Annotated in this window: 20 protein-coding genes; 15 read left to right on the top strand and 5 right to left on the bottom strand. The window is 73.2% G+C overall.

The annotated features are described in order from the left end of the window. The first annotated feature begins 192 nt into the window (after positions 1–192). Positions 193–1374 carry an adenylyltransferase/sulfurtransferase MoeZ gene (gene moeZ, locus DMH08_RS23335; protein ID WP_026401277.1) on the top strand — a complete coding sequence of 394 codons (1182 nt, stop codon included), beginning with the start codon at positions 193–195 and terminating at the stop codon, positions 1372–1374. Positions 1375–1487: 113 nt separating this feature from the next. Here moeZ and DMH08_RS23340 read toward each other — a convergent pair whose 3' ends face one another. After that, positions 1488–2684, bottom strand: a complete 1197-nt coding sequence (locus DMH08_RS23340) for an MFS transporter (RefSeq protein WP_199747963.1) — start codon at positions 2682–2684, stop codon at positions 1488–1490. A gap of 96 nt (positions 2685–2780) precedes the next feature. Between DMH08_RS23340 and DMH08_RS23345 the strand changes: the two genes are divergently transcribed. Further along, positions 2781–3665, top strand: a complete 885-nt coding sequence (locus DMH08_RS23345; protein WP_233617758.1) for a LysR family transcriptional regulator — start codon at positions 2781–2783, stop codon at positions 3663–3665. On the opposite strand, the gene DMH08_RS23350 is transcribed toward DMH08_RS23345, so the two are convergent. Next, positions 3641–4357, bottom strand: a complete 717-nt coding sequence (locus tag DMH08_RS23350; RefSeq protein WP_026401280.1) for a TetR/AcrR family transcriptional regulator — start codon at positions 4355–4357, stop codon at positions 3641–3643. The genes DMH08_RS23345 and DMH08_RS23350 overlap by 25 nt on opposite strands. A gap of 155 nt (positions 4358–4512) precedes the next feature. On the opposite strand from DMH08_RS23350, the gene DMH08_RS23355 reads away from it, so the two are divergent. The 3 genes from DMH08_RS23355 (at position 4513) to DMH08_RS23365 (ending at position 7997) form a co-directional block, all read left to right on the top strand. Beyond that, complete coding sequence (locus tag DMH08_RS23355) at positions 4513–6708, top strand: MMPL family transporter (protein ID WP_125617714.1); 2196 nt, start codon at positions 4513–4515, stop codon at positions 6706–6708. Between the two features lie 175 nt (positions 6709–6883). Then, positions 6884–7186, top strand: a complete 303-nt coding sequence (locus tag DMH08_RS23360; protein WP_051300314.1) for a hypothetical protein — start codon at positions 6884–6886, stop codon at positions 7184–7186. A 169-nt stretch (positions 7187–7355) separates the two neighbouring features. Beyond that, entirely contained in the window at positions 7356–7997 is a 642-nt protein-coding gene (locus DMH08_RS23365) for a hypothetical protein (protein ID WP_125617716.1), read from the top strand. Between the two features lie 53 nt (positions 7998–8050). Here the strand turns inward: DMH08_RS23365 and ku are convergent, their stop codons facing one another. Then, complete coding sequence (ku, locus tag DMH08_RS23370) at positions 8051–8965, bottom strand: non-homologous end joining protein Ku (RefSeq protein WP_026401283.1); 915 nt, start codon at positions 8963–8965, stop codon at positions 8051–8053. 110 nt (positions 8966–9075) lie between these two features. Here ku and ligD (DMH08_RS23375) point away from each other — a divergent pair, with 110 nt between their 5' ends. The 7 genes from ligD (DMH08_RS23375) to DMH08_RS23405 all read left to right on the top strand — a co-directional run bounded on the left by ligD (DMH08_RS23375) (position 9076) and on the right by DMH08_RS23405 (position 15734). Beyond that, positions 9076–10071: a non-homologous end-joining DNA ligase gene (gene ligD / locus DMH08_RS23375; protein WP_026401284.1), complete on the top strand. Its 996-nt coding sequence runs from the start codon at positions 9076–9078 to the stop codon at positions 10069–10071. Further along, positions 10061–10966: a non-homologous end-joining DNA ligase gene (gene ligD, locus DMH08_RS23380; protein WP_026401285.1), complete on the top strand. Its 906-nt coding sequence runs from the start codon at positions 10061–10063 to the stop codon at positions 10964–10966. Before ligD (DMH08_RS23375) ends, ligD (DMH08_RS23380) begins: the two co-directional genes overlap by 11 nt. Before the next feature lie 95 nt (positions 10967–11061). Further along, positions 11062–12399: a dihydrolipoyl dehydrogenase family protein gene (locus DMH08_RS23385; RefSeq protein ID WP_233617759.1), complete on the top strand. Its 1338-nt coding sequence runs from the start codon at positions 11062–11064 to the stop codon at positions 12397–12399. Beyond that, positions 12396–12587 carry a hypothetical protein gene (locus DMH08_RS23390; protein WP_026401287.1) on the top strand — a complete coding sequence of 64 codons (192 nt, stop codon included), beginning with the start codon at positions 12396–12398 and terminating at the stop codon, positions 12585–12587. Before DMH08_RS23385 ends, DMH08_RS23390 begins: the two co-directional genes overlap by 4 nt. A 198-nt stretch (positions 12588–12785) precedes the next feature. Further along, positions 12786–13406 carry a TetR/AcrR family transcriptional regulator gene (locus DMH08_RS23395; protein ID WP_026401288.1) on the top strand — a complete coding sequence of 207 codons (621 nt, stop codon included), beginning with the start codon at positions 12786–12788 and terminating at the stop codon, positions 13404–13406. A 106-nt stretch (positions 13407–13512) separates the two neighbouring features. Next, positions 13513–13737 (top strand): DUF3107 domain-containing protein, encoded by a 225-nt coding sequence (locus tag DMH08_RS23400; protein WP_026401289.1) that lies wholly within the window; start codon positions 13513–13515, stop codon positions 13735–13737. A gap of 593 nt (positions 13738–14330) precedes the next feature. Continuing rightward, complete coding sequence (locus DMH08_RS23405; RefSeq protein WP_051300318.1) at positions 14331–15734, top strand: DEAD/DEAH box helicase; 1404 nt, start codon at positions 14331–14333, stop codon at positions 15732–15734. A gap of 80 nt (positions 15735–15814) precedes the next feature. Here the strand turns inward: DMH08_RS23405 and DMH08_RS23410 are convergent, their stop codons facing one another. Further along, on the bottom strand, positions 15815–16492 hold the full coding sequence (locus tag DMH08_RS23410; protein ID WP_026401290.1) for a glycerophosphodiester phosphodiesterase: 678 nt from the start codon (positions 16490–16492) through the stop codon (positions 15815–15817). Between the two features lie 72 nt (positions 16493–16564). Here DMH08_RS23410 and DMH08_RS23415 point away from each other — a divergent pair, with 72 nt between their 5' ends. The 3 genes from DMH08_RS23415 to DMH08_RS23425 all read left to right on the top strand — a co-directional run bounded on the left by DMH08_RS23415 (position 16565) and on the right by DMH08_RS23425 (position 20017). After that, positions 16565–17443, top strand: coding sequence for an alpha/beta fold hydrolase (locus tag DMH08_RS23415; RefSeq protein ID WP_026401291.1), 879 nt, complete (start codon positions 16565–16567; stop codon positions 17441–17443). A 79-nt stretch (positions 17444–17522) separates the two neighbouring features. Further along, on the top strand, positions 17523–18740 hold the full coding sequence (locus tag DMH08_RS23420) for an FxsB family cyclophane-forming radical SAM/SPASM peptide maturase (RefSeq protein WP_325052944.1): 1218 nt from the start codon (positions 17523–17525) through the stop codon (positions 18738–18740). After that, positions 18737–20017, top strand: coding sequence for an HEXXH motif domain-containing protein (locus tag DMH08_RS23425; protein ID WP_125617717.1), 1281 nt, complete (start codon positions 18737–18739; stop codon positions 20015–20017). The genes DMH08_RS23420 and DMH08_RS23425 overlap by 4 nt, the downstream gene beginning before the upstream one ends. On the opposite strand, the gene fxsT is transcribed toward DMH08_RS23425, so the two are convergent. Further along, positions 20014–22479, bottom strand: coding sequence for an FxSxx-COOH system tetratricopeptide repeat protein (gene fxsT, locus DMH08_RS23430; RefSeq protein ID WP_233617760.1), 2466 nt, complete (start codon positions 22477–22479; stop codon positions 20014–20016). The genes DMH08_RS23425 and fxsT overlap by 4 nt on opposite strands. Positions 22480–22488 lie beyond the last annotated feature (9 nt).

Raw genomic sequence — 22488 nt, forward strand, 5'->3', positions numbered from 1 at the left:
GAACGGCACGGGGGGCTGGGGGGAAGGGGGCAGGAACGCCACAACAGCCTAGATTAGCTGCGGTTCCGGCATTCCGCCCCTCTCGCCGGGGTGACGCCGGGGAATGCGGCCGGTCATGGCAAGGTTGTGCGAGTGGGGACGACGATGTCCCGCCCCCTTGAACAGCCGAGCGTCAGCACAGGAGCACCCACCGTGTCGTTGCCACCTCTGGTCGAGCCCGCAGCGGAGCTCACCCGCGACGAGGTCAACCGCTACTCGCGGCACCTGATCATCCCCGACGTCGGAATGACCGGTCAGAAGCGACTCAAGAACGCGAAGGTCCTGGTCGTGGGCGCGGGCGGCCTCGGCTCCCCGGCCCTGCTGTACCTGGCCGCCGCGGGCGTCGGCACCCTCGGCGTCATCGACTTCGACGTCGTCGACGAGTCGAACCTGCAGCGGCAGATCATCCACCGGCAGTCGTCCCTCGGCAAGCCGAAGGTCGAGTCCGCCGCCGACACCGTCCGTGAGATCAACCCGCTGATCGACGTCGTGGTCCACAACACGGCGCTCGACCGCGACAACATCATGGACATCTTCTCCGGCTACGACCTCATCCTGGACGGCACCGACAACTTCGCCACCCGCTACATGGTGAACGACGCGGCCGTCCTGCTCGGCAAGCCGTACGTGTGGGGCTCCATCTACCGCTTCGACGGCCAGGCGTCGGTGTTCTGGGCCGAGCACGGCCCGTGCTACCGCTGCCTGTACCCCGAGCCCCCGCCGCCCGGCATGGTCCCGTCGTGCGCCGAGGGCGGCGTCCTGGGCGTCCTGTGCTCGTCCATCGGGTCCATCCAGGTCAACGAGGCCATCAAGCTGCTGGCCGGCATCGGCGAGCCCATCGTCGGCCGCCTGATGATCTACGACGCCCTGGAGATGACGTACCGCTCGGTCAAGGTCCGCAAGGACCCCGAGTGCCCGCTCTGCGGCAAGAACCCCACGCAGACCGAGCTGCTCGAGGACTACGAGGCGTTCTGCGGCGCCGTGTCCGACGAGGCCACCGCGGCCGCCAAGGACTCGACGATCTCCGTGCACGACCTCAAGGCCATGCAGGACCGCGACGACGACATCTTCCTCGTCGACGTCCGCGAGCCGAACGAGTACGAGATCGTCTCGATCCCGGGCGCGACCCTCATCCCGAAGGGCGAGTTCCTGAACGGCTCGGCCCTCGAGCGGCTGCCGCAGGACAAGAAGATCGTCCTGCACTGCAAGTCGGGCGTCCGCTCCGCCGAGGCGCTCGCCGTGGTGAAGAGCGCCGGCTTCGGCGACGCCGTCCACGTCGGCGGCGGCGTCGTGGCCTGGGTCAACCAGATCGACCCGAGCCTCCCGTCCTACTGACGCGCCCGACCGGCGCGTCCGGCCGGACGCAGCCGAAGCCCCCGGAACCGCACGGTTCCGGGGGCTTCGCATTCCGGGGGCTTCGCATTCAGGGGGCGGGGCCGCCCCGGGCGTCAGCGGCGGAGGGCCGCGCCGCCGCGGGACGCCAGGGCGACGGCGAGCGCGGCGGCGGCCAGGGCGGCGGCCAGCGCCATGAGGGGGCCGGTCCCGGCGCCGTCCGCGACGAGGCCGCCCGCGAAGGCGCCGAGGGCGATGCCGCCGTTGAAGACGCCGACGAACAGGGCGGTGACGCGCTCGGCGTCGTCCGGCGCCGCCGCGAGCAGCCACGTCTGCACGCCGACCGACACGCCGCCGTAGGCGAGCCCCCACACGACCATGAGGGCGGACGCGCCCGCGTGCGTCGTCCCGAGCAGCGGGACGAGCGCGGCGGCCCCGGCGACTCCGGCGGCGAGGACGGCGAGGGTGGCGCGGGGCGCGTGCGGGGCGCGCAGGCCCGCGGCGACGTTGCCCGCGACGCCCGCGATCCCGTACAGGAGCAGCAGCGTCCCCACCGCCCCGGGGCCGAGCCCCGCGGTCTCCTCCAGCACCGGACGGACCAACGTGTACGCGGCGAAGTGCCCGGTGACCAGCAGGGCCGTGACGGCGAGGCCCGTCGCGACGGCCGGGCGCCCGCCGACCCGGCGCGCGGCACGGCCCCCGGGCGTCCGGCCGGGTGCCGGGAGGCGCGGCAGCAGCGCGGCCATCGCGGCCGCGACGGCGGCCGCGAGGCAGGCGACGGCGACGAACGCGGCCCGCCACCCCGCCGCCGCCTCGACGAACGCGGCCGCCGGCACCCCGAGGACGGACGCCGCCGCGACCCCGCCGAAGATCGTCGACGTCGCGGCGGCCACGGCGGGCGGCGGGACGAGCCGGGGCGCGAGGCCCGCGGCGAGCGCCCACACGCCGCCCATGCCGAGCCCGACGAGGACGCGGGCCGCGAGCAGGACGCCGAAGTTCGGCGCCCACGCGGCGAGCAGGTTCGCCGCCGCGAGCAGCAGCATGAGGACGATCAGGGCGGTGCGGCGGTCGGCGCGGCCGGCGGCGCGCGGGACGAGCGGGGCGGTCACCGCGGCGACGACGCCGGTGACGGTGAGGGTCCAGCCGGCGGCGCCCGCGCCGACCCCGAGGGACGCGCCGATCGGCGTGAGCAGGGCGACGGGCGCCATCTCGGCGGTGACGACCGTGAACGTGCCGGCCGCGACCGCGGCGACGGACGCGCGGCCCCCGGCGCGCGCGTCCGCCCGGGCCGGCTTGTCGGAGACTTCGTGCATGCCGTCCATCCCACGGCCGGGGCGGGCGCCGAACAACGGCCGATCCCTCATGCTTCAATGAGCCGGGCTCATCGATGCAGGCGGGAGGGGGTCGCCGTGGCGGGGCTGGAGATCCGGGAGCTGGAGTGCTTCCTCGTGCTGGCCGAGGAGCTGCACTTCGGACGGGCGGGCGAGCGCCTCTACGTGTCGCAGAGCCGGGTCAGCCAGCTGCTGCGGTCGCTGGAGACCCGGATCGGCGCGCGGCTGGTCGAGCGGACGAGCCGCCGGGTGCGGCTGACGGCGTTCGGGGAGGCGTTCGCGGCGTCGCTGCGGCCCGCCTACGGCGCCCTCGCGGGGGTCGTCGAGGAGGCGCGGGCGACCGCCCGCGGGCGCACCCGCGTCGGTTTCCAGGGCGCGGTGTACGAGCAGGTCACACGGGCGATCGCGGAGCTGCGCCGGGACCGGCCGGAGCACCGGGTCGACATCGCCGAGCTCCCGCTCAGCGACCCGTTCGGGGCGCTGCGGCGCGGCGAGGTGGACGCGGCGGTGGTGCTGCTGCCCGTGCGGGAGCCCGATCTCACGGTCGGCGCGGTGTTCTCGCGGCGGCCGCTGACGCTGGCCGTCCCGGCCGGGCATCCGTTCGCGCGCCGGGCGCGGCTGGCGGCCGAGGACCTCGCCCGCACCGCGCTGATCCCGGTGGAGGGGCCGGCGCCGGACTACTGGCGGCGGTTCCACTGCCCCGCGACGACGCCGGACGGCCGCGCGATCCCGCACGAGGACGGCGTCCGCACGCTGCAGGAGGGGCTCACGCAGGTCGGGGCGGGACGCGGCGCGATGCTGCTGTGCGACGCGACGGCGCGCCTCAACCGGCGCGGCGACGTCGCGTTCGTCCCGGTCGGGGGCCTGCCGGAGTCGGCGCTCGGGCTGGTGTGGGCCGGGGACGGGACGGCCGCGGCGCGGGCGCTCGCCGCGGCGGTTCAGGCGTCGGACGGCGGCGTGTAGGGCAGGTGCAGGATCCCGCCGAGTTCGGCGAGCATGAGCTCGAACATCGGCTCGGGGTCGTCGAGGGCGAACTCGAGGTGGCCGAAGACCTCGAGGCTGACGCCGCCCTGCAGGCGGATCCAGCACTTGAGGAACTGCAGGACGACGCCCAGCGGGAGCGAGACGCCGAGGTCGGCGCGGTAGCGGGCGAGCTGCTCGCGCAGGCCGGCGGGGATGTCCTCGTCGGCCGGGACGGGGAACGGCCGCTTCTGCCACAGGTCGAGGAACAGCGACATGAACGTCCAGCCGAAGCGGCGGGCGCACTCCTGGGCGAAGTCCGTCTCGTCCCGGTGGCCGGCGCCGCGGACGGGGACGCCGAACAGCAGCCCGTACTCGCGGGGGTGCGCGAGGGCCCAGCGGCGGAACTGCCGCGCGACGGCCAGGAACTTGGCGCTCATGTCGTCCGGCGGGACGGCCTTGGCGGCGCCCATCAGCTCGGCGGTGAGCTCGGTGAAGATCTCGCCGATGAGGTGGCGGAGCAGTTCGCCGTGGCTGCCGAAGTAGCGGTACAGGGCGGGCGCCGTCATCCCCATCTCGCGGGCGATGGCGCGGAGCGTCACCGCGTCCGGCCCCTGCTCGATGAGGATGCGGCGGGCGGTGTCGGAGATCTCCCGGACCGTCGCCGCCCGCACCCGGTCTCGCCGTGTCGCCACCTGCGTCGCCCTCCCTCCGTCCGCCGGCCGCCCCCGGCCGTCCCCGCATGATCCCGCAAAAACACCATTGACGAAAGTGAACGCCGTATGCCAAGTTTACGGCGTTCGCAGTTAACGGCATTCACTCTTGTGACCGAGTGTAATGGGGGTCAACGGTGTTCGACCGATGGGGACGATGGGTGGACCGCCGCCGCCGGTGGGTGCTCGCCGTCGCGGGCGCCGCGCTGGTGTTCGCGGGCGTGTGGGGAACCGGCGTGTTCGGCGCGCTGTCCCCGACCGGCGGCTTCGACACGCCGGGCAGCGAGAGCGCCCGGGCGGCGGCGATCGCCGAACGCGACCTCGGGCGGGACGCCGCCGACGTCGTCGTCCTGTACCGGGGCGGCACGACCGTCGACGACCCCGCGTACCGGACGGCCGTCGAGGCGGCCCTCGCCGACCTGCCGGCGGACGAGATCGCCTCGACCGCCACCTACTGGACGACCCGGGCGCCGCAGTTCGTCAGCGAGGACCGCACCGGCACCTACGCCGTCCTGCGGCTGGCCGGGGCGGACGACGCGGAGCGCGAGGAGAGCTACGAGGCGGTCCGGGACGACCTGACCCGGGTCGGCGGCGGGCTCACCGCGCAGGTCGGCGGGGCCGTCGCCACGAACGTCGCGATCAACGAGCGGGTGTCGGGGGACATCGCGCGCGCCGAACTGACGGCGATGCCGGTGCTGCTCGTGCTGCTGGTGCTCATCTTCGGCGGGCTGGTCGCGGCGAGCCTGCCGCTGCTGGTCGGGGGCCTGGCGATCCTCGGCTCGTTCACCGCCCTGCACGTCCTGACCTACCTGACGGACGTGTCCGTCTTCGCCGTGAACATCACGACGTTCCTCGGGCTCGGCCTCGCCATCGACTACGGGCTGTTCATGGTGAGCCGGTACCGCGAGGAGATCGCCCGCCGCGACCGCGCCGACGCGCTGGCCGCCACCATGGCCACGGCCGGGCGGACGGTCGCCGTCTCCGGCGTCACGGTCGCGGTGTCGCTGTCCGGGCTGCTGCTGTTCGACCAGAACTTCCTGCGCTCGATGGGCTACGGCGGCATCGCCACCGTGTTCGTCTGCATGATCGGCGCGCTGACCGTGCTGCCCGCGCTGCTCGCCGTCCTCGGGCCTCGCGTCAACGCGCTGTCGTTCCGCCGCCGCGGGACGAACCGCGGCGCGCGCGGCGAGGGCTGGTGGGGACGGCTCGCGCACAGCGTCATGCGCCGCCCGGTGGTCTACGCCGTCGCGACCGTCGCGCTCCTGCTCGCCCTCGGAGCCCCCTTCCTGCGCATCAACTGGGGCGGCGTGGACGCCAAGGTCCTGCCGGCGGACGCGGAAGCCCGGGTCGTCGCGGAAGCCCTCGAGACGGACTACCCGCGCAACGCGACGAGCCCCGTCGAGGCCGTGGTGACCGGGACGTCCGACCGGGCCGCGATCCAGGCGTACGGGGACCGGCTGGCCGCCCTCGACGGCGTCACCGGCGCCGCCGTCACCGGCTCGAACGGCGACGGCACCACCACCCGCATCGCGCTCGCCTACACCGCCGATCCGAACTCCGCCGCGGCCCGCGACCTGGTCGAACGCGCCCGGGACGTCCCGCCGCCGCCCGGCGCTGACGCGCACGTCGGGGGCGCCACCGCGGCCGTCGTCGACCAGCTCGCGAGCGTCGGCGCGACGCTGCCGCTGGTCGGGCTGCTCGTCGGCGCGGCGACGTTCGCGCTGCTGTTCCTGGCGTTCGGGTCGGTGGTGCTGCCGCTCAAGGCGATCGCGATGAACGCGCTGTCGCTCGCCGCGGCGTTCGGCGTCGTCGTGCTGGTCTTCCAGGACGGCAACCTGTCCGGCCTCCTGGACTTCACCGCCACCGGGGCGATCGCGCCCGCGATGCCGATCCTCATGCTCGCGATGCTGTTCGGCATCTCGATGGACTACGAGGTGTTCCTGCTGTCGCGCGTCCGCGAGCAGTACGACCTCACCGGCTCCAACACGGCGGCGGTCGCGGCCGGCGTGCAGCGCACGGGCGCCGTCATCACCAGCGCGGCGCTGCTGTTCATCGTGGTCATCGGCGCGTTCGCCACGTCCGGCATCACGTTCATCAAGATGACGGGCGTCGGGATGGTCGTCGCGATCATCGTGGACGCCACGGTCGTGCGGGCCCTGCTCGTCCCGGCGACGATGCGGCTGCTCGGTCGCGCGAACTGGTGGGCGCCCGGCCCGCTCGCCCGGTTCTACGGCCGGTACGGGATCCGGGAGGGCGACGCCCCCGCCGGCACGCCCGCCGGCACGCCCGCCGGACTCGGGCCCGAACCGGCGCCGCCGGTGCCGGTCCGCTGACCGTCCGGACAAGGGAAACGCACCACCAACTGAGCGAAAGCGCTTGTGCTCGCCCATGAGCGGGGAGAGACTGAACGCGATTCGCCCGGCTGCCCGCGCGTGACGCGCAACCGCGACGGAGCCCGCCCGGCGTGCACTCTCACCGCTCATGGGACGTTCCCTTGGAGGCATCACCATGCCCGTGCAGGCGATCACCGAGGCCGAAGAAGCCCTCGGACACCTGGAGCACCTCACCGACGTGCTGCGCTCGCGCGGCTGGACGGTCGAGGTCTCGGCCCACGCGGACCGCTGGCCGAGCGCTCTGGTCGCCAACCCCGACATGCCCGCGATGAACGAGTCGGTCATCGCCGTCCAGGAGGGCCCCGACCGGCTCTGGACGTACTACTACGGCTGGGGCGAGCGCATCGCGCCCTGCACGGACGCGCCCGCCGCGGCCGCCGCGCTCGTCCGGGTCCTGGCCGTGCGGCGGGACGGCTAGCGGGACGTCCGGCGGGGCGTCCGGCGGGCGTCCGACACGCCCCGCCCAACCGCCGTGTGGCCGTCTCTTGACCAGGTCAGGGCATGTGAGTCGTGCGGCCTTCACTCTCCGTGAGGATGATCGTGAGCCACCGGTCATCGCGGACCGGTACCTACGGAGAGGAACACCCATGCGACTGCCCACCCGGGCCGCCGTCACGCTGGCCGCGGCCGGCGCCGCCCTGCTGCCGTTCGCCGCGCCCGCCATGGCCTGCCCCGAGGACGACCACGGCGGCAAGGGCCACCACGGCTGGGGTCACGGCAAGGGCCACCACGACGGCGGCCACCACGGCAAGGGCCACCACGGGGACGGCCACCACGGGGACAAGGGCGGCCACCACGCGCGCAAGCACGTGGTCGGCGGCCCGACGTACGTGTACGACCCCTACTTCAAGAAGGTCGACACGCAGGTCGTCACCGAGCTCGACAAGCACGGCACGACCGTCCGGTTCAAGGTCGCCCACATGCCGAAGAAGTACTGGGGCAAGACGATGGGCACGCACGTCCACGAGAACAAGTGCGGTGTGAAGCCCGACTCGTCCGGCCGCCACTACCAGAACCCGGACGCCCGCAAGCACACCCCGCTCCGCAAGAAGGAGATCTGGCTCGACTTCAAGGTCGAGAAGGGCGGCAAGGGGTACGCGACGGCCCGGGTGCCGTGGCGCGTCGACAAGAAGGACGCCCGTTCGGTCGTCATCCACCAGCACCGCACCGACCCGAAGACCGGCGACGCCGGCAAGCGCCTGATCTGCACGGACGCGGTGTTCTTCTAACCGCGGCGCGTGCCTGCGTGCCCGTCGCCGCGACCCGGCGGCGGGCACCGCCGTCACGCGGACTTGCGGCCGCGGCCCTTGGCAGGCTCCTTCTTCGCCGTCTCCTTCTTCGTCCCCCCGGACGCCTTCTTGCGGGCCGGGGCCTTCTTCGCCGGCGCCTTGCGCGCCGCCTTCTCCCCCGCCCCCGCGCCGCCGCGGCTCTTCTTCGCGGCCTCCACGCTGGCCCGCAGCGCGCTGAGCAGGTCGGCCGCGGGCTCCTCCTCGGCCTCCTCGGCGGGCCGCGCCACCTCCCGCCCCTCGACCTTCGCGTCGATGACGGCCTGCAGCGCCTCCCGGTAGGCGTCCTTGTACTCCGACGGGTCGAAGTCGCCCTCCATCGACTCGATCAGCGACGTCGCCATCGACAGCTCCTGCTTGCGGACCTCGATGTCCTCCTCCAGGAACGGGAAGTCGGGGGTGCGGACCTCGTCCGGCCACAGCATCGTCTCCAGGACGAACACGCCGCCGCGCACCCGCAGCGTCGCCAGCGACTCCCGCTGCCGCAGCGCGATCTTCACGATCGCGACCTGCCCCGAGTTCTCCAGCGCGTCCCGCAGCAGCACGTACGGCTTGGCGCCCTGCGCGTCCGGCTCCAGGTAGTACGACTTCGCGAAGTAGATCGGGTCGACCTCCTCCTGCTCGACGAACTGGAGCACGTCGATGCGGCGGCTCGTCGACAGCGGCAGGTCGGCGAAGTCCTCGTCGGTGAGGATCACCATCTCGCCGCCCGGCAGCTCGTAGCCCTTGGCGATGTCGGCGTACGCGACCTCCTCGCCGTCCACCGAGCAGACCCGCTTGTACTTGATGCGGCCGCCGTCCTCGCGGTGCACCTGGTGGAAGCTGACGTCCCTCTGCTCGGTCGCCGAATAGACCTTCACGGGTATCGTCACCAGCCCGAACGAGATCGCGCCCTTCCAGATACTGCGCATGACGTGTCCTTACCCAGCGGCATCCGCCCCTAGCGTTCCCGCCGTCGCGTTCGCGACACAACGCGCTCTTGATCCTTTTCCTTTGCGCGGGCGCCGGGTAAGACGCGGATATGACCATGCCTTGGCCCGTCGAGCCCATGACGGCCGCCACCGGGGACCTCCCCGGCGACGGCGCGCGCTGGGGCCTCGAGCTGAAGTGGGACGGCGTCCGCGCCGTGGCGCAGGTGTCGGCCGACGGCCTGCGCGCGGCCGGGCGGCGCGGCGGCGACGTCGCGTCCCGCTACCCGGAGCTGTCCGCCCTGGTGGACCTGCTGCCGGGGCACGACGCCGTGCTGGACGGCGAGGTCGTCGCGTTCGACCGCCGGGGCAGGCCGAGCTTCGAGCGGCTGCAGCGGCGGATGCACGTGGCGCACCCCGACCCCCGGCTCGTCCGGGACGTCCCGGTCCGGTACGTGGTGTTCGACCTGCTCTACCTGGACGGGTACATCCTGTTCGACACCCCGTACGCGGACCGGCGGGCGCTCCTCAGCGGGCTCGACATCGCCGGCGGCGGCCCCGTCGAGGTGCCCCCGTACCTGGACGGCGGCGACGCCGAGCAGGTCGCGGAACTGCTCGCGTTCACGCGCGAGCAGCACCTCGAGGGCCTCCTCGCCAAGCGCCTCGACTCGCCGTACCGTCCGGGCCGCCGCGTCGACTACTGGCGGAAGGTGAAGAACTTCCTCACCCGCGAGGTGGTCGTGTGCGGCTGGAAGCCCGGCAAGGGGCGGCGCGAAGGCGGGGTGGGGTCCCTCCTGCTCGGCGAGTACGACGGCAAGGGACGGCTGGGGTTCGTCGGCCACGTCGGCACCGGCTTCTCCGACCGCTTCCTCGACGAGCTGTACGAGATCCTCTGGCCGCTGCGGCGCCCGACCAGCCCCTACGACGACCCCGTCCCGCGCGAGTTCGCCCGCGACGCGCAGTGGGTTGAGCCGAACCTCGTCGGGGAGGTCGCCTACAGCGCCCGCACCCGGGACGGACGCCTCCGCTTCCCGTCCTGGCGCGGGCTCCGCGACGACAAGGACCCACGGGAAGTGACGAGCGAGCAAGGGGCCGTGAGTGAGCAGTAAACGGGTGGAGGTCGACGGAAGAACGCTCGGCCTGTCCAACCTGGACAAGAACCTCTACCCCGCATTCACCAAGGGCGAGGTCATCGACTACTACGCGCGCGTCGCACCGGTCATGCTGCCGCACCTGGAGAACCGTCCCGCGACCCGCATCCGCTGGCCCGACGGCGTGGACGGCGGCAAGTTCTTCGAGAAGAACGCACCCTCCCACACCCCCGACTGGGTGCGCACCGCGACCGTCCCGAGCCCCGGCAGCACCCGAGGACGCGACACGGTCGACTACGTCGTCGTCGACGATCTGGCCACGCTCGTCTGGTGCGCCAACCTCGCGGCCCTCGAACTGCACGTCCCGCAGTGGAAAGTGGGGCCGCGCGGCAAAGTGCACACTCCCGACCTCCTGGTGTTCGACCTCGACCCGGGGCCGCCCGCCACGATCGTCGAAGCATGCGAGGTCGCCGCCCTGCTCCGCGACCTGCTCGCCGAGGACGGCCTCGAGTCGTACCCCAAGACCAGCGGCAAGAAGGGCCTGCACCTGTACGTCCCCATCAAGGAGCCCCCGCAGGCCGAACGGACGTCCGAGTACGCGAAGGCCGCCGCCCAGAACCTCGCCGGAGAGCACCGCGGCCTCGTCGTCGCCAAGATGGAGAAGCGCCTGCGCAAAGGCAAGGTGTTCGTCGACTGGAGCCAGAACAACCCCGCCAAGACCACCGTCGCGCCCTACTCCCTCCGCGCCGCGGACCGCCCCGCCGTCTCGACGCCCCTCACCTGGGACGAACTCGGCGCCTGCAAGGACGCCGCCGACCTCGTCTTCACGCCCGACGAGGCCCTCGCCCGCATCGACGAGCGCGGCGACCTCCTCGCACCGCTCCTCGCGGAGGACCGCCCCGCCCTCCCCTGACGCCCCGGCCGCCCTGTGTGTTGGAATCGCCACGCTCCGGCGCCGCCGTCCGCCACTATGAGGCGGGGGACACCACACGGGGAAGGACCGGGCAGTTGAACCACCACTACGACGCCGTGGTGCTGGGCGGCGGCACCGCGGGGGAGCGCATCGCCGCGGGCCTCGCCCGCGCCGGGCGCGACGTCGCGCTCGTCGAGGACCGCCTGGTCGGCGGGATCTCACCGTACTTCGCGTGCCTGCCGTCCAAGTCGCTGCTGCAGTCGGCGCGGCGGGGCGAGCCGTGGGAACTCGCGGTCGCCCGGCGCGACGCGCTCACCGGCGGCCGCACCGACGACCGCGCCGCCGCCCGGATGGCCGAGGCGGGCGTGACCGTCCTGCGCGGCCGCGGCCGCGTCGCCGGCCCCGGCCGCGTCGAGGTCGACGGCGCCCCGCACGGCTACGCCGAACTCGTCGTCTGCACCGGCAGCGAGCCGGTCATCCCGCCGGTGGACGGGCTCGCCGACGTCCCGCTGTGGACCAGCGACGACGCCCTCTCCGTCCCCGACCTGCCGCGCCGCCTCGCCGTCCTCGGCGGCGGCCCGGTCGGCTGCGAGCTCGCGCAGGTGTACGCGTCGTTCGGCTCGCAGGTCGCGCTGGTCGAGGCGTCCGGGCGGCTGCTGGCCGCCGAGGCCCCGTTCGCGGGCGACGTCCTCGCCGACGCGCTCCGCCGGACGGGCGTCGACCTGCGGCTCGGCGCGGACGTCGCGCGCATCGAGCGCAAGGAGTCCGGCCTGCGGTTCTGGCTGTCCGACGGCGGCACCCTCGACGCCGACCGGGTCCTCGTCGCCGCGGGCCGCCGCCCCCGCGCCGCCGGCCTCGGCCTGGAAACGCTCGGCCTCTCCCCCGGCCAAGGCGTCCCCGTGGACCCCACGTGCCGCGTGCAGGGCGTCGAGGGGGGTGTGTGGGCCGCCGGCGACGTCACCGGCGTCGCGCGCACGACCCATGCGGCCCGCTACCAGGCGGACATCGTCCTCGCCAACCTCCTCGGCGGCCGCCGCGAAGCCGACTACCGCGCCATCCCCCGCGTCGTCCACACCGTCCCCACCGTGTACGCGGTCGGGATCACACCGGGACAGGCCGCCGAACTCGGCATAGACGTCGCCGCCGCCGGGTACGACCTCGCCGCGACGGCCCGAGCCGCGGTCGCGGCCGACGTCCCGGGCCGGGTGGAGCTGTACGCCGACCGCGCCCGCGGCCTGCTGATCGGCGCCGCCGCGGCCGGACTCCACGCCGAGGAGTGGATGAGCGAGATCGCGCTGGCCATCCGCGCCGAGACGCCGCTGAGCCTGCTCGCCGACGTCGTGCACGCGTTCCCGACGTACGGCGAGTCCCTCGAGGCGCCCCTGCGCGACCTGGCCGGACGCCTCGCCGCACCAGAGGAGGAAGCGCGATGAGCGAGACCGACGACCTGGCGCAGACGCCCGACGACGCCCCCGAGGCCGACGCCGCCGAACAGCGCGCCGTCCTCGACGACACCGACGACGGCCCCGACGCCGTCCCGCGCATCCCGCTGGACGCCAACGAAGCCGACGCCGCCGAACAGAGCCGCGAAGTCCCCATCGACGAAGACGACTACCGTTGACCCCGCCCCGGCCCCGTCCCGGCCCCGTCCCGCGACCGGGAACGCCCGGGCTCGGAAAGGCAAATACACTGGCCTGCGCGTAGGTAGACGTCGGCTTTGTTAGTGACCCGCGAGGTTACCGACGCGTAGGATGATGGGATTGTCTCCCCGCGACGGACACCCATACCCGTCGCACTGATTCGGTGATCGGAGAGTGTGGTGACCGCGACCCCGGACGCCCGCCCCCGTGGCACACGACTGCCGCGACTGGCGCGCCGTAGGCAACTCCTCGGCGCGGCCCAGGAGGTGTTCGTCGCCCAGGGGTACCACGCGGCGGCGATGGACGAGATCGCCGAACGCGCAGGCGTCAGCAAGCCCGTCCTGTACCAGCACTTCCCGGGCAAGCTCGAGCTGTACCTGGCGCTGCTCGACGAGCACGCCGAGGCCCTCGTGAAGATCGTCCGCGACGCGCTGGAGTCCACGACGGACAACAAGCTGCGGGTGCAGGCCAGCATGCAGGCGTTCTACGACTTCGTCGCCGGAGACGGCGAGGCGTACCGGCTCGTGTTCGAGTCCGACCTGCGCAACGTCGCGCCCGTCCGGGCCCGGGTCGACCGCGCCAACCAGCAGTGCGCCGAGATGATCGCCCAGGTCATCGCCGAGGACACCGACGCCCCCCGCGACGAGGCGCACCTGCTCGGCATGGGCCTGGTCGGGATGGCCGAGGTCAGCGCGCGCTACTGGCTGTCGCAGCACCGGGCGATCCCGAAGGACACCGCCGAGAAGATCATCGCGCGGCTCGCCTGGCGCGGGATCTCCGGCTTCCCCCGGACGACCTGACCGCGGTTTCACCCGCGAGGGGCCGCACGGCGGACGATCTCCGTGCGACCATCGGAGACGGGGCCGCCGGGCGTCGGCGGGCCGGAGCAGACGACGGGAGCATCACGTGCAGGTTCGCATCGGCGTGCAGTCCGTGCCCAAGGAACTCGTGGTCGAGACGGCGCAGTCCGCCGACGAGATCCAGAAGTCCCTCGCCGACGCGCTCGCCCAGGACAACGGCGTCCTCGTGCTGCGGGACCGCCGGTCCGGCCGCGTCGTCGTCCCCGCCCGCAGCGTCGGCTACCTGGAGATCGCCGAGGACGAGCAGCGCAGCGTCGGCTTCGGCTCCTGACGGCTCGCGCGCGGCCCCGGCCGCCCGACCTCTTTCCTTACCTCCGCCCGTCCTCGCCTTGACGCGGCCGGGACGCTCCGGCACCGTGCCGGATGTCCGGATGTGGCCGCCCCGCCGGAGGTTTGAGCCCGCCGCGACGCAGGCCCACCGCGCCCTCCGCGGCGCACCCGGGGAATACCTTCCGCATCCCCGGCGTTGGGTGAAGAGATCGGCTATTGGTGTAGGCAATCAACGGTCGGTACACTGCGTCGCGGAGTGTGACCGCACGCAGCCACAGTGAGTGACTGCTTTCAACCCCTGACTGCGGTCGCCGAGTAATTTGATTGACGGCTGGTCCCTCCCGCGCGAGCGCGCGGCCACAGGAAGCGACCGGCGGGCACGCCCGGACGGTGCGGCCCGCCCGAGGCCCGTCCTGTCTTCGGATGACAGGGCCCGCGACCGTCCCGCCCGTCGGCAGCCGGCCGGCCCGGGCGCCGCGCCGCGCCGCACCGGGGAGCGAGGACCCCGCATATTGGAGGCTGAAAGCCCTGACTACCTTTCGTGACCTCGGGGTCGTCCCCGAGATAGCAGACGCCCTCGAGACCGAGGGCATCGTGGAAGCGTTCCCGATCCAGGAGCTCGCCCTGCCGATCGCGCTGGGCGGGCACGACATCATCGGCCAGGCCCGCACGGGCACCGGCAAGACGCTCGCGTTCGGCATCGCCGTCCTGCAGCGCATCCGGCACGGCGGCCGCAAGCCGCAGGCGCTGATCGTCGCCCCGACCCGCGAGCTGGCCCTGCAGGTCACCGACGACCTGCTGGTCGCCGGCGGCAAGCTCGGCACCCGCGTGCTGTCGGTGTACGGCGGCCGCGCGTACGAACCGCAGATCTCGGCCCTGCGCGACGGCGTCGACGTCGTCGTCGGCACGCCCGGCCGGCTGCTCGACCTCGTCAAGCAGAAGCACCTCGACCTCTCCGAGATCGGCGTCCTCGTCCTGGACGAGGCCGACCGCATGCTCGACCTCGGGTTCCTGCCCGACATCGAGCGGATCATCAAGAAGGTCCCGGACGTCCGGCAGACGATGCTCTTCTCGGCCACCATGCCGGGCGAGATCGTCGCGCTGTCGCGCAGCTACCTGACCCGGCCGACGAACGTGCGCGCCGAGGCGCACAGCGAGTCCGAGGCCACGCCGCAGGTCGTCCAGCACGTCTTCCAGGCCCACCAGATGGACAAGCCGGAGATGCTGGCGCGGCTGCTGCAGGCCGAGGGCCGCGGGCTGACGATGGTGTTCTGCCAGACGAAGCGCGCGTGCGACCGCGTCGCGTCCGACCTCGCCCAGCGCGGGTTCGACGCCGCCGCCGTGCACGGCGACCTCGGGCAGAGCCAGCGCGAGCGCGCGCTCCGCGCGTTCCGCAACGGCAAGATCGGCGTGCTGGTGGCCACCGACGTGGCGGCCCGCGGCCTCGACGTCGACGACGTGACCCACGTCGTCAACTACGAGTGCCCCGACAGCGCCGACACCTACGTGCACCGCATCGGCCGCACCGGCCGCGCGGGCAAGGAGGGCGTCGCCGTCACGCTCGTCGACTGGTCCGACCTCACCCGGTGGAAGCTGATCAACGGTCAGCTCGACCTGCCGTTCGCGGCGCCGGAGGAGACCTACTCGACGTCGCCGCACTTCTTCGAGGCGCTCGGCATCCCCGCGGGGACCAAGGGCCGGCTGCCGAAGGAGAAGCGCAACGACCGGGCCGGGCTGGACGCCGAGGAGCTCGAGGACATCGGCGAGACCGGCAAGGCCCGCAGCACCGGCGCCCCGCACGAGCGGGAGCGTCCGCGGCCGCCGCGCCGCAAGCGCAACCGGACCCGCACCCGCGGCGGCAAACCGGTCGAGCAGGCGGCGCCGAAGGACGACAACGTCGTCGACGCCGTCGCCACCGAGCGGAAGCGGAGCCGCACCCGGCGCCGCACCCGCGGCGGCAAGCCGGTCGCGGAGTCGACGGAGTCGCAGACCGCCTGACCGGGGCCGACCGGCCCCGGAAGGTCCGGCGACCGCGAGGCACCCGCTTCGCGGTCGCGGTCCGCGGCGCGGACGGCCGCTCAGCCGTCCCGCAGACTCAGGGCCTTCGCGGGATGGTCCGTCACCAGGACGGCCACCCGCGGATCGCCCAGGAAGCGGCGCATCACCGGCTCCGCGTTCACCGTCCAGATCATGGCGGGGAACCCGGCCCGCGCGCACTGCCGCAGCACGCCGACCCGCGCCAGCCGGTGGTTCAGCGCCACCATGTCGGCGCCCGCGCGGCGCATCAGCGGCAGCGGCGCGAAGTTGTGCGCCGCGCCCCGCTCCCACAGGTTCCGGCCGACCGACAGCGCCGTCATCGCCTGCGGGAACCGCGCCTTGATCTCGACCAGCGACGGCACCTCACCGGTCGTCACGACGAACTGCGGGCCGAACGCCTCCAGCGCCAGCGCGACCGTCTCGTGCTCGCAGCCGCGCTCCTTCAGGTCCAGATGCCCCCGCGCCTTCCCGGCGATGATCTCCATGGCGTCCTCGACCAGCGGCACCGGGCGCGGCGACAGCTCCTGGACGCGCTCGTACGTCAGCCGCTTCAGCGGGAGCCCGCCCACCGTCGCGTCGTGGTGGACGACCAGGCGCCCGTCGCCCGTCCGGCGGATGTCGATCTCCACGTACTCGGCGCCGGACTCGGCCGCCTCCCGGAGGCCGTCCAGCCCCGCCTCGTCCCGCCGATGCGCGGACACGGCCGGCTTGGGTTGCACGCTGTGGACGTTACCAGTGCGGGGCCGTCGCGGCAGGCCCGGCCCGAGGTCCGTTTAGTAAGGTGGCGCCCCGTGAGTACGCCCCGGTTCCTGACACTGCCCACCGGCGTCGCCCGCACGACGATCGAGACGTCCCGCGGTCCCTTCGCCGCCCTGGAGGCCCTCCCGGGCTCGGGGGTGTCCGAGCGCTGCCCCGCCCTGCTGGTGCCCGGTTACACCGGCAGCAAGGAGGACTTCCTCGCCGTCCTGCAGCCCCTCGCCGCGTCCGGCCGCCGGGTCGTCGCGATCGACCTCCGCGGCCAGTACGAGACGCCCGGCCCCGACGACCCGTCCGGCTACGGCCGGGCCTCCCTCGGCGAGGACGTCACCGCGCTGCTGGACGTCCTCGGCCCCGACCCCGTGCACCTCGTCGGGCACTCGTTCGGCGGGCTCGTCACCCGCGAGGCCGTCCTCGCCGACCGGGCCCGGCCCGCCTCCTACACGCTGATGGGGTCGGGCCCCGCCGCCATTTCCGGACCGACCGGCACCCGCGCGGCCGCCCTCCGCGACGCCCTTCCCGAGATGGGCATGCAAGCCATCTGGGACATCAGCATGGAACCCGAGCTGATCGCCAAAGGCGTCCCGCTGGACATCGTCGACTTCCTGAAGCGGCGCATGCTCGGCACGTCCGAGGCGGGCCTCATCGGCATGGCGCGCGAACTGCTCACCGCCCCCGACCGCACCGACGAACTGGCCAAACACTGCGCCGGCACCGGGCTGCGCACGCTCGTCCTGTACGGCGAGGACGACGACGCCTGGCCGCCCGAAACGCAGGCCGCGATGGCCGAACGGCTCACCGCGGACCGGGTCGTCATCCCCTCCGCGGCCCACTCCCCCGCCGTCGAGGCCCCCGAAACGACGGCCGGCGCACTCATCGATTTCTGGAATCAGGCAGAACGCGCCCTGGGCTGAGAATTTCATGCGTGCACCCGCCCGTATTTCCGGGTTATCGTAACGCGCAGCCGCTTTCTCGCTTCGGGAGTTGATCAGCGTGACGATGGGCGGGACACCGGACGTCGAATGGCCCGCCGCACTGAACGTCCAGACTCTCCTGGAAGAGGGCTGGCGCCCGACGCCGTTCCGGCAATTCGTGCTGAAGATGCACAGCCGCTGCAACCTGGCGTGCGATTACTGCTACATGTACGAGATGGCGGACCAGGGCTGGCGGCGGCAGCCCCGCCGCATGTCCCGCACCACGATCGACCAGGTCGCCGCCCGGATCGCCGAGCACGCGCGGCACAACGGCCTGCCCCGCGTCGACGTCATCCTGCACGGCGGCGAACCCCTGCTGGCCGGCGTGGACCAGCTCCGATACGCGCTCAAAAGCATTCATTCGGCAGCCGCTCCGGATGTTTCGGTCGGCTTCCACGTCCAGACGAATGGCGTCCTCCTCGATTCGTCCTTCCTGGAACTGTTCGAGGGGCACGACGTGCACATCAGCGTGAGCCTCGACGGCGACGAGAAAGGCCACGACCGGCACCGGCTCCGCAAGAACGGCGACGGCAGCCACCACGCCGTCACCCTCGGTCTGCAGCGGCTCACCGCCCCCGCCTACCGGCACCTCTTCAGCGGGCTGCTCTGCACGATCGACCTCGCCAACGATCCGCTGGACACCTACGAGGCCCTGCTCTCCCACGGCCCCCCGACGATGGACTTCCTGCTCCCCCACGGCAACTGGGAGGAGCCGCCCCCCGGCCTCCCCGCCGACGGCACCCCGTACGCCGACTGGCTCACCGCCGTCTTCGACCGCTGGTACCACGCCCCCGTCCGGGAGACCCGCGTCCGGCTGTTCTCCGAGATCATCCGGCTGCTGCTCGGCCGCCCCTCGCACAGCGAGTCCATCGGCCTCTCCCCCGTCGCGGTCGCCGTCGTCGAGACGGACGGGAGCATCGAACAGGTCGACACGCTCAAGTCGGCGTACGAGGGCGCGGCCCGCACGGCCCTGCACACGCGGCGCGACCCGTTCGACGCGGCCCTCATGCTCCCCGCCATCGCCGCCCGCCAGATCGGCCGCCGCGCCCTCTCCGCCGAGTGCCGCGCCTGCCCCGTCCACCGCGTCTGCGGCGGCGGCCTCTACGCGCACCGCTACCGCTCCGGCACCGGCTTCGCGAACCCCTCCGTCTACAGCCGCGACCTCTTCCGGCTCATCACCCACATCCGGGACGTCGTCGCGCGCGACGTGGAAGACATCAAACGGAGGGCCACATGATCCTCACCCGCCACGAGATCCCCGAGGAGATGTTCCTCGCCCTCGCCGCGGGAGGGGGCGGCGCCGAAGCCGTCGGCCTCCTCAACCGGGCGCAGTACAGCAAGCGCCTCCTGCTCCTGCGCGGCATCCGGGACACCGGGCATCCGGGCGCGCTCGCCGCCTACGACCTGCTCGCCCGCATCCAGGAGGAGGACCCGCGGGCCGTCGAGGCCGTCCTGCGGTACCCGACCGTCGGCGAGTGGGCCCGCCGCACCCTCCTCGTCCTCACCGGACGGGAGGCGGGCACCGCCGACCCGGAGGAGTTCGCCGCCCTCGCCGCGGCCGCCGCGGTCCGCGCCGGGCACCCCTGCGCGATCCACGTGCCCGACCGCGACGGCGCGATCGTCCTGCCGTCCCTGGGCCGCGCGCCGGTCCCCGGCGACCTCGTGCGCGTGGACGGCGGGGGCGCCGTGATCGGCACGGGCGCGGACACCCTGCGGATCCCGCCGGACCCGCACGAGGACGCTCCCGGCTGGCAGGCCGTCCGCCGCCTCCCCGGCGGCCTCCTCCTCGACGACCACGACCCCGACCGGATGCCCGGCGGCACCGCCCTCCCCCGCCGCCTCACGCCCGCGGAACTCGACCACTGGCGGGAGACGCTCGTCCGGGCCCGGCGGATCCTGGATCTGCACCACCCGACCGTGGCCGCCGAGACCGCCGCGGCCCTCACCGTCCTCACCCCGCTGGTCGCCCCGGAGCACGGCCAGTCCAGCGCCACCCCGAAGCACGCGTTCGGCAACATCGGCCTGTCCACCCCGCCCGACCCGCTCTTCCTCGCCGTCACCCTCGCCCACGAGGTCCAGCACACCAAGCTCACCGGCCTGCTCGACGTCGTCCCGCTGACCCGCCCCGACGACGGCACCCGCTACTACGCGCCCTGGCGCACCGACCCCCGTCCGGTCCCCGGCCTGCTCCAGGGCGCGTACGCGCACCTCGGCATCGCCGGGTTCTGGCGCGTCCAGCGCCACCACGAGACCGGCGAGCCGGCGCTCCGCGCCCACGCCGACTTCGCCCGCTGGCGCGCCGCCACGGACCTGGTCCTGCGCACCCTCGCCGCCACCGGCGACCTCACCCCCGACGGCGAGCGCTTCGTCGCCGGGATGGCCGAGACCCTCGCCCCCTGGCTGGACGAGCCCGTCCCGGCCGACGCCCTGGCCCTCGGCCGCGACGCCGCCGACCGCCACCTTGCGGCCTGGCGCGCCGCCCACGGCGCCCCGCCGGCGCTGCAGGGCCTCTAGATCGGCGGCGGGTCGAAGTCGAAGTCCAGGTGGCGACGCTCCGCCGCCACGATCGCGTCCCGGTGCTCGAGCCCGAGCGTGTGGACGTAGGCGTCCATCGTCTCCTTGTACAGCTTCGCCGCCTCGTCCCCCCGCCCGACCGCCTCCAGGTCGACCGACAGGTTCGCCCCGCACGCCAGCGTCATCGGGTGCCGCTCGCCCATCGTCCGCCGCAGCCGCCGCAGCGTGTCCTCGCCCAGCCGGCACGCGTCCTCGACCTCGCCCAGCTCCACCAGGTCGCTGGCCAGGTTCGCCGCGATCGTCAGCGCGTAGTGGTGGTCCTCCCCGAGCACGTTCCGCAGCCCGGCGACCGCCCGCTCGTTGAGCGTCCGGGCACCGGCGACGTCGCCGCGCACCCGCAGCAGGACCGCCAGGTTGCCCATCGCGCCGTAGTTGTAGGGGTGCTCGGGCCCGTACGCCCGCGGGTACCTGCGCACCGTGTCGGCCGCCAGCTCGTACGCGTCCGCCACCTCCCCCATCGTCCGCTGGACGTTCGACAGGGCCATCGCCGCCGCGAGGGTGTCCGGGTGGTTCAACCCGTACAGCCGGACGAACTTCGCGTGCACGTCCAGGGACATCTCGAGCGCCGCCTCGAGGTTCTCCCCGAGCCGCCGGTAGGCGATGGCGAGGTCGGTCCCCGCACGCATCGTCCACGGGTGCTCCGCGGTCAGCTCGTTGACGCCGTAGGCGTACACGTCCTCACCGCTGTCGCACGCCTCCGCGTAGTCCCCGCACAGCCGCGCGGCCCGCGCCAGCCCGTTCCACGCGTTCAGGATGTTCGTCGAGGGGTCGACGTCCGAGATCCGGGTGAACCCGGCGTACGCCCGCCCGTGCAGCTCCTTGGCCCGCTCGTAGTCGCTGTTGAGCCCGTAGTCGAGCGCAAGGTTGTTGACCAACTGCAACGTGGCGAAATTGTGGGGGCCGAACACGCGCTCGTAAAGGTCCAAGGACGCGAGGTCGCGTTCCCTCGCCTCCCTGAAGTCGCCGCTCGCACGCAGATCGGCGCCGATGGTGTTGCGGAAGCGAAGGGCGATCTCGTACTCGGATCCGGCGACTCTCTCCGCCTGCTCCAAGCCGACCTTGTCGATGTCGAAGGCGGCGCCGAAGTCGCCGAGGGCGCGCAGCACGTTCGCGAAATAGAACCTGAGCCGGAGGACCTGGGGATCTCCCTCGGGGGTGTCGGCGACCCACCGGTCGAGGAAGAGTTCGGCGACGCGGCGGCCCAGCGAGTAGTCCCCGGAGTTGTAGAGATATTGGACGATCTTGACGGCGAAGTCGCGGACCTTCGGATCCTGGCTCTCGCTCACCTCGGCCGGAACGATGTGCCCGAGGAGCTCCGCGTAGCGCGGCCAGGTCGGCGGCGTGACCTCCAGCGGCGCCGCCTCCACCAGCAGCCGGTGCACGTCGTCGCGGATGCGCTGCCGGACCGGCGCCGCGATCTCGTCGCGCAGCAGCGCCTGGATCAGGCGGTGCACCTGGATGGTGCGGCTCTTCGACTCGACACGGGCGAGCGCGTAGCGGCCGAGCTCGCCCAGGGCGCGGGAGAGCCTGATCGGATCTTTCAAGAGACCGGCCAGCGGTTGCCCGATCCCTTCGGGCACCCGGGTGAAGACGTCCCGGGGGATCGGTTCGGGCCCGAAGAAGGCGCAGCAGCGCAGCAACTCCACCGCTTCGGGAAGCTTGTCGGCGAGGCTGTCCACGGACAGCTTCCAGGCCGCGGTCATGGAAACCGGGTACTCGGTGGGCTTGCCTTCGGCCAGCAGCTGGCTCGCGCGCTCCTTCAGGAGCCGGAGGTACTCCGTGACGGTCATGCCCGTCTCGGCCTGCAGAGCGCCCGCCTGCTCCAGGGCGAGCGGCAGATCGCCCAGTTCGTCCGCCAGCCGGTCGGCGTCCTCGCGACTGATCGTGCGGGACACGCGCTTGCCGAGGAACTCGATGCTCTCCTTGCGGGTGAAGACCTCCACCGGGACGGTTCGGGCGACGGTGTCCCAGCGGGGGTTGCGCGACGTGATGATGACGTGGCCGTCGCCCTGCGGCACGTAGTCGCGAAGATCCTCGGGCTGGTCGGCGTTGTCGAAGATCAGCAGCCAGCGCGAGTACGGTTCGCCCCTGCGGAGGCAGTCCAGCACCGCGTTGGCGGCCTCCTCGACCCCCATCGTGCCGACGGGCGGCAGCCCGAGGTGGGGCGCCAGCGCGGCCAGGGTCGGGCGTACCAGGGATGGCTGGTCAGAGGGGATCCACCAGACGACGTCGTAGTCGGCCTTGAAGCGGTGCGCGTACTCGACCGCCATCTGCGTCTTCCCGACACCGCCGTAACCCTGGAGCGCGTGCGGCACGACGGCGGTCACCTGGCCGGAAATGCCGGCACGCAACCTGTTGAGCAGCTCTTCCCGGCCGGTGAAGTTGATGTTCCGGCCCGGCACCCTGCCCCA

Origin of the sequence: Actinomadura sp. WAC 06369, assembly GCF_003947565.1 — a bacterium.
In the GTDB taxonomy this organism is placed as follows: Bacteria; Actinomycetota; Actinomycetes; order Streptosporangiales; family Streptosporangiaceae; genus Spirillospora; species Spirillospora rifamycini.

What these genes read in the sequence shown, in the direction of transcription:
- DMH08_RS23340 (WP_199747963.1), bottom strand. Translation starts at nt 2,684, where the DNA reads ATGCACGAAGTCTCCGACAAGCCGGCCCGGGCGGACGCGCGCGCCGGG.
- DMH08_RS23360 (WP_051300314.1), top strand. Translation starts at nt 6,884, where the DNA reads ATGCCCGTGCAGGCGATCACCGAGGCCGAAGAAGCCCTCGGACACCTG.
- DMH08_RS23365 (WP_125617716.1), top strand. Translation starts at nt 7,356, where the DNA reads ATGCGACTGCCCACCCGGGCCGCCGTCACGCTGGCCGCGGCCGGCGCC.
- ku (WP_026401283.1), bottom strand. Translation starts at nt 8,965, where the DNA reads ATGCGCAGTATCTGGAAGGGCGCGATCTCGTTCGGGCTGGTGACGATA.
- ligD (WP_026401284.1), top strand. Translation starts at nt 9,076, where the DNA reads ATGACCATGCCTTGGCCCGTCGAGCCCATGACGGCCGCCACCGGGGAC.
- DMH08_RS23390 (WP_026401287.1), top strand. Translation starts at nt 12,396, where the DNA reads ATGAGCGAGACCGACGACCTGGCGCAGACGCCCGACGACGCCCCCGAG.
- DMH08_RS23425 (WP_125617717.1), top strand. Translation starts at nt 18,737, where the DNA reads ATGATCCTCACCCGCCACGAGATCCCCGAGGAGATGTTCCTCGCCCTC.